Origin of the sequence: Pseudomonas sp. Larv2_ips, assembly GCF_963879675.1 — a bacterium.
Lineage (GTDB): Bacteria > Pseudomonadota > Gammaproteobacteria > Pseudomonadales > Pseudomonadaceae > Aquipseudomonas.
Window position 1 is genome coordinate 1,035,586 of sequence record NZ_CAWOAW010000014.1, and the last position, 9,379, is coordinate 1,044,964.

General features: G+C 61.6%; 8 protein-coding genes. 3 read left to right on the forward strand and 5 right to left on the reverse strand.

Going from position 1 to position 9,379, the window contains the following annotated elements:
• Positions 1 to 18: 18 nt before the first annotated feature.
• The 5 genes from fabB to AACV02_RS11305 all read right to left on the reverse strand — a co-directional run bounded on the left by fabB (position 19) and on the right by AACV02_RS11305 (position 6,965).
• Complete coding sequence (gene fabB / locus AACV02_RS11285) at positions 19 to 1,239, reverse strand: beta-ketoacyl-ACP synthase I (protein WP_106576728.1); 1,221 nt, start codon at positions 1,237 to 1,239, stop codon at positions 19 to 21.
• 11 nt (positions 1,240 to 1,250) lie between these two features.
• Entirely contained in the window at positions 1,251 to 1,766 is a 516-nt protein-coding gene (gene fabA / locus AACV02_RS11290) for a 3-hydroxyacyl-[acyl-carrier-protein] dehydratase FabA (RefSeq protein ID WP_003210552.1), read from the reverse strand.
• A gap of 249 nt (positions 1,767 to 2,015) precedes the next feature.
• Positions 2,016 to 3,917: an ATP-binding protein gene (locus AACV02_RS11295; RefSeq protein WP_119739576.1), complete on the reverse strand. Its 1,902-nt coding sequence runs from the start codon at positions 3,915 to 3,917 to the stop codon at positions 2,016 to 2,018.
• Complete coding sequence (locus AACV02_RS11300; RefSeq protein ID WP_119739579.1) at positions 3,914 to 4,843, reverse strand: ABC transporter substrate-binding protein; 930 nt, start codon at positions 4,841 to 4,843, stop codon at positions 3,914 to 3,916. Before AACV02_RS11300 ends, AACV02_RS11295 begins: the two co-directional genes overlap by 4 nt.
• Position 4,844: 1 nt before the next feature.
• Positions 4,845 to 6,965 carry a TonB-dependent receptor plug domain-containing protein gene (locus tag AACV02_RS11305; RefSeq protein ID WP_339382977.1) on the reverse strand — a complete coding sequence of 707 codons (2,121 nt, stop codon included), beginning with the start codon at positions 6,963 to 6,965 and terminating at the stop codon, positions 4,845 to 4,847.
• 195 nt (positions 6,966 to 7,160) lie between these two features.
• Between AACV02_RS11305 and AACV02_RS11310 the strand changes: the two genes are divergently transcribed.
• Genes AACV02_RS11310 through sixA form a run of 3 tightly spaced genes read left to right on the forward strand, consistent with a single transcriptional unit; the run spans position 7,161 to position 8,990 of the window.
• Entirely contained in the window at positions 7,161 to 8,186 is a 1,026-nt protein-coding gene (locus AACV02_RS11310; RefSeq protein ID WP_106576724.1) for an NAD(P)H-dependent glycerol-3-phosphate dehydrogenase, read from the forward strand.
• 10 nt (positions 8,187 to 8,196) lie between these two features.
• On the forward strand, positions 8,197 to 8,544 hold the full coding sequence (locus tag AACV02_RS11315) for a DUF4389 domain-containing protein (RefSeq protein ID WP_119739584.1): 348 nt from the start codon (positions 8,197 to 8,199) through the stop codon (positions 8,542 to 8,544).
• The gene (gene sixA, locus AACV02_RS11320) at positions 8,541 to 8,990 is read left to right on the forward strand and encodes a phosphohistidine phosphatase SixA (protein ID WP_119739586.1); all 450 of its coding nucleotides are present in this window, start codon (positions 8,541 to 8,543) and stop codon (positions 8,988 to 8,990) included. The genes AACV02_RS11315 and sixA overlap by 4 nt, the downstream gene beginning before the upstream one ends.
• The last annotated feature ends 389 nt before the right edge of the window (positions 8,991 to 9,379 follow it).

The window sequence follows — 9,379 nt, forward strand, 5'->3', positions numbered from 1 at the left end:
ACGCTCAGCTTACAGGTCTTACTTACCCTGCCAGCGTTTCAGCACCAGGGTGGCGTTGGTGCCACCAAAGCCAAAGCTGTTGCTCATCACGGTATCGATTTTTGCGTTTTCAACGGTCTTGGTCAGAATCGGCATATCGGCAACGACCGGGTCGATCTCTTCAATGTTGGCCGAACCGGCCATGAAGTTGCCTTCCATCATCAGCAGGCAGTAGATCGCTTCGTGCACGCCAGCGGCGCCCAGGGAGTGACCGGACAGGCTTTTGGTGGAGCTGATCGCCGGAGCCTTGTCGCCGAATACCGCACGCACGCCTTCCATTTCCTTGGCATCACCGACCGGGGTCGAAGTGCCGTGGGTGTTCAGGTAGTCGATTGGGGTATCCACGGTGGACATGGCCATCTGCATGCAACGGATAGCGCCTTCACCGCTTGGCGCAACCATGTCGTAGCCGTCGGACGTGGCGCCGTAGCCAACGATTTCCGCGTAGATCTTCGCACCGCGGGCCAGAGCGTGTTCCAGCTCCTCGACCACGACCATGCCGCCACCGCCGGCGATGACGAAACCGTCACGCTTGGCGTCGTAGGCGCGGGAGGCCTTTTCCGGGGTTTCGTTGTACTGGGTGGACAGCGCGCCCATGGCGTCGAACAGGAACGATTGGCTCCAATGCTCTTCTTCACCGCCGCCGGCGAAGACGATGTCTTGCTTGCCCAGCTGGATCTGCTCGACCGCAGTGCCGATGCAGTGAGCACTGGTGGCGCACGCGGAGGAGATCGAGTAGTTCACGCCCTTGATCTGGAATGGCGTGGCCAGGCAGGCCGAAACGGTGCTGCCCATGGTCCGCGTTACACGGTACGGGCCAACGCGCTTCACGCCTTTTTCGCGCAGGATGTCCAGCGCTTCCATCTGGTTGAGGGTCGATGCGCCGCCGGAGCCGGCGATCAGGCCAGTGCGTACGTTCGATACCTGGTCTTCGCTCAGGCCGGAATCGGCGATGGCGTCTTTCATGGCCAGGTAGGCGTAGGCGGCAGCGTGGCCAACGAAGCGATAGATCTTGCGATCGATCAGTTCTTCGAGGGGCAGGTCGATGGAGCCGGAAACCTGGCTACGCAGACCCATTTCGGCATATTCCGGGTTGAAGCGGATGCCAGGGCGACTTGCACGCAGGTTAGCGGTGACGGTCTCTTTGTCATTGCCCAGGCAAGAAACAATGCCCAGACCAGTGATAACGACGCGGCGCATGCGGATAACCCTTAAAAGTTGTCAGTGGAAGTGAATACGCCGACCCGAAGGCCTTCGGCAGTATAGATCTCGCGACCGTCGACAGTGACCGAACCATCGGCGATTGCGAGGTTCAGCTTGCCCTTGAGGACGCGCTTGATTTGAATGTTGTAGGTGACTTTCTTGGCGGTCGGCAGGACCTGGCCGAAGAACTTCACTTCGCCCGAACCCAGTGCCCGGCCGCGGCCTGGCAGGCCTTGCCAGCCCAGGTAGAAGCCGACCAGTTGCCACATGGCGTCGAGGCCCAGGCAACCTGGCATGACAGGGTCGCCTTCGAAATGGCAGGCAAAGAACCACAGGTCAGGGGTGATATCCAGCTCGGCGACCAATTCACCTTTGCCGTACTTGCCACCCTCTTCGCTGATATGGGTGATGCGATCCACCATCAGCATGTTCGGGGCGGGCAGTTGCGCGTTACCTGGGCCGAACAGCTCACCGCGACTGCAGCGCAGCAGGTCTTCCCGAGTAAAGGCGTTTTGTTTGGTCATGCGAGCTCCTCAATAATCCCATGCGGCAGGGTAGGGCAAATCTTCCCGAACCGAATGAAGCGTTCATGCCTCATGTCGGCAGCCTACACATAGACTATTGCGTTGTAGTGAAAGTCACAGCGTCAAGGCACTGAATGTACACTTGTTCACTGAAATTTTAAACCGAGCCTGTTTATAGGCCCGTTCGGGTGCCTAAGACTGCCGCACTTTCGTGTTTCACGCCAGTCGCAGTTGGTTGATGGCGCAGCGCTATTGCACCCAACGTTGCAGTATTTGCTGCAAATCCGTGCGTTTGAACGGCTTGGCCAGGTAATCGTTCATTCCGGCTGCCAAACAGGCCTCGCGATCGCCCTGCAACGCGTTGGCGGTGAGCGCGATAATCGGCAGATTGGCGCAGCCGGGCAGTTGGCGAATCTGGCGGGTGGCTTCATAGCCGTCGATCAGCGGCAAGCGGCAATCCATCAGGATGGCGGTGAATATCAGGCTCTCGGCACTGCGGATCGCCTCGGCGCCGTCGGTGGCCAGGCTCACTTCAAAACCCAGGCTGCGCAACATGGCTTCGACCACGGTGCGGTTGACCGGGTTGTCTTCTACCAGCAACACATGGCGGCCGTCACCGGCGCTGGTTTTGCCTTCGGCGCGCAGGTCGATGGTCGGCAGGCTTTGCTGGTCGATGGCCAGCGGGATTTCCAGGGTAAACACCGAGCCTCGGCCTTCCTCGCTCTGGGCGCGCAGCGTGCCGCCCATGCGTTCGGCGAGGGTGCGGGCGATCGGCAAGCCCAGTCCGGTACCGCCGTAACGTCTTGAAATGGAACTGTCCGCCTGCTGGAACGCGTCGAACATCAGTTCAAGACGCTCGGCGGAAATGCCGATGCCGCTGTCGCGCACGGTGCATGTAAACCAGACCAATTCATGGTCGAGGGTTTGCCAGTGAGGCTCGACGGTGACGGTGCCATGCTCGGTGAACTTCAGCGCGTTGCCGATCAGGTTCACCAGGATCTGCCGGATACGCGTCGGATCGCCCTGCACTCGCAAGGACTCCATGCCCGCCGGAATCGGCAACGCCAGCGCCAGGCCGCGCTGCTGGGCGCTGTGCTGGAAGGCCTGGGCGCAGCTGCTGATCAGGTCCGCCAGATTGAACGGGATATGCTCCAGCTCCAACGCGGCGCGCTCGATGCGCGAGAAGTCGAGGATGTCGTTGATCACCTTGAGCAAGTGCTCGGTGGACTCGGAGGCCAGCGCCGCGTACTCGGTCTGCTCCTCGGTCATCTCGGTGGTTTCCAGCAGTTGCAACATGCCCAGCACGCCGTTCATGGGCGTGCGCAACTCGTGGCTCATCATTGCCAGGAAGTCCGATTTGGCATTGTTCGCGCGCTCGGCTTCTTCGCGGGTCTGGATCAACTGGGCCATGGCCTGGTGTTGCTCGCGGCTGGCCTGGTTGAGGCCCTCGGCGAGGTTGTTGATATGGCGCGACAGGTCTCCTAGCTCCGAGTCGTCGACGATCGGCAGCGGCGTCTTGTAGTCGCCTTGCTGGATCGCTTTGACCGCGTGGCCCATGGCGCTGATCGGCTGCGACAGGCTGGCGGCCAGGCGCCGTGCGAGCAGGAAGGTAAACAGCAGAGCGAACAGGGCGAGAATCCCGGCCTTGAACAGAATCTCCTGTTGGCGCTGGCTGAATGCGTCATTGGACATGCCGACAATTACCCGTCCCAGGTAATCTGCCCGCGGCGCCTTGGGTTCGTTGAGGTTGTCCTGGAAAAAGTCATTGCCCAGCTGGATATGTTGCAGACGGATCGGTGCCTGGAACACTTTCACCGACAGCGAATGGTCGTGCTTCTCCGACGGCTGTTCGACGTACAACAGGATTTTCTCGGTGCTGTCCTGAATCTCCAGAAAGCGCACGTGCGGGGTGGCCAGTGTCGCGCGCAGCAAGCTGTCGAGCACATCGATGTTGCCGGAAATGACGCCGTATTCGGTGGCGGGGGCCAGTTGGTTGGCGATCAGCTGGCCGGTGTGGTCCAGTTCCTGGCGCAGATCCTGAATACGCACGAAGGTAAAGAAGCTGATCAGCAGCAGGGTCAGCAACAGTGCCGGGCCCAATGTGATGAGCTGGGTGCGGGTGTTGATGTCCCAACGACGACGCAAGGTCATGGGCGTTTTTCTCCTTCGGCCAGTCCGGCGGCGACGGCGACTTCGTCAACCTGTTCGATGCCCAGTGAGCGCGCGACTTGCGGGTTGCCCACGACTTTGAAGTGTTCCGGGTACAAGGTGCGTGGCCAACTGGCCGGCGGATGGTTCAGCAGTCGGTCGAGCACGTCGAGCCAGTCAGCCTGGTCGCTGTAGGTGCTGGCCAGGCTACCGGCCTTGACGAACCCGGCGTTGGGGCCCACCAACGGCAGTTGCTGGGCATAGCTGCTGAGCAACAGGTTCTTCACCGTTTTGGGGTTGTACAACTGCGGGTCGTCAAGGCCGAGCAACACATCACTGTTCTTGAACAGGTTCAGCAAGGGGCGACTGTCATTAATGTTGTCCCAGCGCTGCGGCACGATTTCCAGCCCCATGGGCGCCGCATACTGACGCAGCTCCTGCAGCATGAATTCACTGTCGATGCCGTAAAGCACGCCGATGCGTCGGTCTTGGGGCAGGATGCTGGCGATCAGCTTCAGCTGACGTTCCAGCGGCGGGTCGCTCCACAACAGGCTGATTCTGGCCGGACGTGTATTGCCCAGCCGCTGGCGGGCTTGCAGGCGGCTGATGCGCAGCACCAGGGTCGGCGGGCCCTGGGCATCCTGCAGGCGCCAGTCAAGACCGGGCAGGTCCAACAGGATCAGGCGGGTGCTGGCCGGCAACTGGCTGGGCGCCGGCAAGTCTTTGAGCGGGGTGAAGGTCACATGGTCGTCGGGGCGGCGCTGGGCAAGGGCCTGGACGAAGGCCTGGACGCCGGCACCGTCTTCGGCGGCGGTCAGCAGGATGTCGGCGCTCCACGCCGGCGCGGCCAGCAACAAGCACGCCAACAGCACGCCTCGCCGCCAGAGCCGGGAGAAAAACAGCAGGATCATCCGTGACTGATCGCCCATGTCAGAACTCTAACTCCGCGCTGAAGTAGAGCACGTGGCGACTGTCGTAATTGTTGTCGGCCCAGGTGGTGGGCTGGTTATCGAGGCGTTGTTGCAACATGCCGGCCAGCTCCACGTTGGCGTTGCCCAAGGCAATGCGCTTGGCCACCCGCAGGTCGACCCGTTCGAAGCGATACCTGTTGAGCGCGTCGTCGCCATAGTAGAACAACGCACTGGACCAGCCCTGGCCCCATTCACGCAGCCAGCCGGCCGAGCCGCTGTTGCGCGCGGTTTGTGCCTTGTCCAGCAGGTTGCTGGAAGCGGCGTCGACGTAAGCATAGGTCAGCCGCAGGCGGTCGGCGTTGCTCATGCGCCAGTCGAACTGCGACTCGGCGCCGGTAAACCGTGCGCTGTTGGCGTTGCTGGCAATGTATTGGTTGTTGCGCAGTGGCGAGCTGATCATGTCGGTGATTTCGTCGTAGAACAGTTTCACGTCGACGTTCAGCCCAAGGTCGGCAAAGAAGCCGTTGTAGCCCAGCTCGCGCGAACGCATCAACTCTTTATCGAGGTTGCCGGGGCCACGAGTTACCACAAAATATTGCCCGGAGTTTTGCCCATAGGTCGGGGAACTGAGGTTGGTGACGCGATAGCTCCAGTTGACGTTGTTCTCGAACATGTCCGGCGAGCGAATCGCCTCGGAATACACCGCGCGCAGGCCGTGGCGCGGGTTGATCAGGTAGTTGACCGCCACCCGCGGCGTCAGCGAGTTGCCGCTCAAGTGGGTGTCTTCGTACATCGCGCCGCCTTGCAGCAGCCAGTGTTCGCTGGCGCGCCATTCCAGGTGGCCGAACAGGCGCCAGGTGGTGTCGTCGAGGGTGCCGTTGAAGTAAGTGTCGGAATCGGCGCGGTCGTAGCGGTAATTCATGCCGCTGACCAGGCGCAGGCTGTCGGACAGGCTCAGGGTGTCCTGAAGCTCAATGTCATAGCGGCTTTCGCGGGTGCTTTGGTCGATATTGCCGCATACGCTCTGGCTGGCGCCCTGGCGCCACTGGTCCAGTACCTGGTTGCCGAGTGCTTGCTCGGCGGCGGTGCCGGACGGGGCCGTGCCCTTGCTGTAGATGTCCATGTGGCGGGCCAACTGTTCGGCATAGTTGGGGTTGAGCTGCCACAGTTGGGTCAGTTCCGGGCTGAACGACACCTTGGCGTCACAGGCTTTCCAGACCTGCTGGCGGTCCCATTGCTGGGCCGATCCCTGGATATACAGGCTGTGTTCGGGGTTGAACTCGACGTTCCAGCGCACGGAGCCGGCGTAGTCCTTGGCCGTCACGTCGGAATTGGTGCCACCTTCGGTAATCCCGGCGAATACCGGGGTGTAGGTGTAAGGGCGCTGGTTGCTGCCTTCCTTGGCGTCGAGTTGCAAATCGATGCTCTGCTGCGCGTTCAGGGTCTGGCTCACCGCCAGGCTGAAACGGCTGAGGCGGCGGCTGTCACGGCGGTCGGCGCCGACGGCGTCGCTGTCAAAACCATCGTCCTGTTGCCCGGACATCGACAGGCGCAAGTCACCGGTTTCCCAACCCATGCCCTGGCTTGCATAGAAGTCGTTGATCCCACGTTCGCCACGGATCACTTTGACCCGCGAACCGTGGCTGTTGGACGGCGAGCGCGTAAGGATATTGACCACCGCCATCAGCGCATTGGCGCCATAGCTGACTGTGTTGGGGCCGCGAAACACTTCGATACGCTCGATGTCTTCCATCGCCACCGGAATATCGCTCCAGTCCACCGTGGCCAGGCCCGCGCGGTACACCGAACGCCCATCGATCAACACCTGCATGCGCCGCGCATCGCTGGCGCTGGTGCCGTGGTAGTTCACCGCCGCCTGGTTGCCGGTGGTGTAGCCGACCATCATCCCCGGCACCAGGCGCAGCAGCTCGGCGATGTCCCGCGCGCCGCTGGCCTTGATCAGCTCGCTGTCGATCACGGTCATGCTGCCGGGCACGGCGGCGGCCGATTGCTTGAGGCGCGTGGCGGTCAGCACCTGTGGCAGCGGCTGACTGTCCAGAAACAGGTCATCAGCCACGGCAGGCACACTGCAAAACAGCATCAACAATAGAGATGAGCGAGGAGGAGGGCCCAGATACACGGCACGGCCTTGATAATTACGGATAGCCGCCCATGTTAACTGAGGTGGGGCCATTTGCCAGTCGTGGCCCGCGCAATTACTTCACACAACGGTGGCATTTTCCGACAAGCGCGGGAATTGATACGGGGGCTGGCCGCAAGCGGGTCGCCCCGTATAATGCCGCCATCGCCACTGGTATGGATTAACGGATTGCATATGACTGAACAGCGCCCTATTGCGGTCCTGGGAGGCGGAAGTTTTGGTACCGCCGTGGCAAACCTGCTGGCCGAGAACGGCCACGCGGTGCGCCAATGGATGCGCGATCCCGAGCAGGCCGAGGCCATCCGCGTGCATCGGGAAAACCCCCGTTACCTTAAAGGCATCAAGATTCATGCGGCGGTCGAACCGGTGACCGATCTGCTGGCCACGCTGACTGAATGTGACCTGTGCTTTGTCGCACTGCCTTCGAGCGCCTTGCGCTCAGTGCTGGCGCCTCATGCCGAGCGCCTGGCGGGCAAGCTGCTGGTGAGCCTGACCAAGGGCATCGAGGCGCACACCTTCAAGCTGATGAGCGAAATCCTCGAAGAGATCGCCCCTCAGGCGCGCATTGGCGTGCTGTCCGGGCCGAACCTGGCGCGGGAAGTCGCCGAGCACGCGCTGACGGCCACCGTGGTCGCCAGTGAAGATGAAGCGTTATGTGAACGCGTCCAGGCGGTGCTGCATGGCCGCACCTTCCGCGTCTACGCCAGCGGCGACCGTTTTGGTGTCGAACTGGGCGGGGCGCTGAAAAACGTCTACGCAATCATCGCCGGCATGGCCGTGGCCCTGGGCATGGGCGAGAACACCAAGAGCATGTTGATTACGCGCGCGCTGGCGGAGATGACCCGCTTTGCGGTGAACCAGGGCGCCAACCCGATGACTTTCCTGGGCCTGGCGGGCGTGGGTGATTTGATCGTGACCTGCTCGTCGCCGAAAAGCCGCAACTACCAGGTCGGTTTCGCGCTGGGCCAGGGCTTGAGCCTGGAAGACGCGGTCACACGCCTGGGCGAAGTGGCCGAAGGCGTCAACACGCTTAAAGTGTTGAAAGCCAAGGCTCAGGAGGTCGGCGTGTATATGCCGCTGGTCGCCGGGCTGCACGCGATCCTGTTTGAAGGGCGCACCTTGAACCAAGTCATCGAGTTGCTGATGCGCGCCGAGCCCAAGACCGATGTCGACTTTATTTCCACCAGTGGTTTTAACTGAGGAACGCGCCATGAACGATCCCAAAGCGGCCCCGAAATACGAGTCCATTCTCTTGCGTATCCTGTGGATGCTGGTGTTTGCCCTGGTGTGGCAGGTCGCGCAGTTCCTGCTGGGTGCGCTGGTGGTGGTGCAGTTGGTGTATCGCCTGGTCTACGGCGCGCCGAACCTGGGCTTGATGAACTTTGGCGACAGCCTCAGCCAGTTCCTTGCGCAGATCGGCCGTTTCGGCAGCTTTCACACCGAGCAGAAGCCCTGGCCGTTCGCCGATTGGCCGACCCCGCGTGCTCCAGAAGGCGAGGCCGCCCACAGCGTGCCGCCGGCGCCGCACCCGGTGCGTGATGAAGAGCCAAAGCTGTGAAGCTGTGGATTTTGCGTCACGGTGAAGCCGAAGGGCATGCGCGCACCGACGCCGAGCGCAACCTCACCGAGCATGGCCGCGGTGAAGTGTTGCGCAGCGCCGCGCACCTGATCGGCCAGCCGATCAGCGCCATCCTTGCCAGTCCGTATGTGCGTGCGCAGCAAACTGCACACTTGGTACGTGACGCGTTGGGGTTTGAGCCGCAGATTCGTACTGTGGCGTGGTTGACGCCTGACAGCAGTCCGTTGCAGGTATTGGAAAAGCTCGACACCGATGACAATGTGCTGCTGGTCAGCCATCAGCCGTTGGTGGGGAGCTTGATCAGCTTTTTGCAGCATGGGCATTTGCGTCAGCCGCAACCGATGCACACTGCCAGCCTTGCGGAGCTTGAGGGGGATTTTCCGTTGGCGGGGTTGATGAGTTTGGTTGGTGTTGAGAGTCCTTAGGGTCGGGGGTATATTCGTTGCTGCGGTAACGGCCGCTGGCGGTTCCGCTCTTACAGCGGGTCACTTTTGGCAAACGCCCCAAAAGTAACCAAAAGGTCTTTGCCCCACCACTCGGTGCCTCGCCTAGGCTCGGCATGCCCTCACTCCGGCTTGAATCCGTGGGCCGCCGTGACGGGCCATCCATGGCCCAACACGGCTAACCCGGCGTCCTGCCGGGTTACCCACGGATTCAAGCCTGCGTTCGGCCAGCGTGGTTTAACGGGGCCTGTCAGATCAAGAGCAAGATCAAAAGCAGAGCACGGCGGCCTGAAAGCCGACCTGAGTGGTTGAAGCAAAAGCGGATCAAGAGCACAGCAACACACTTCTATCTGATGCACTGCGATCCAAAT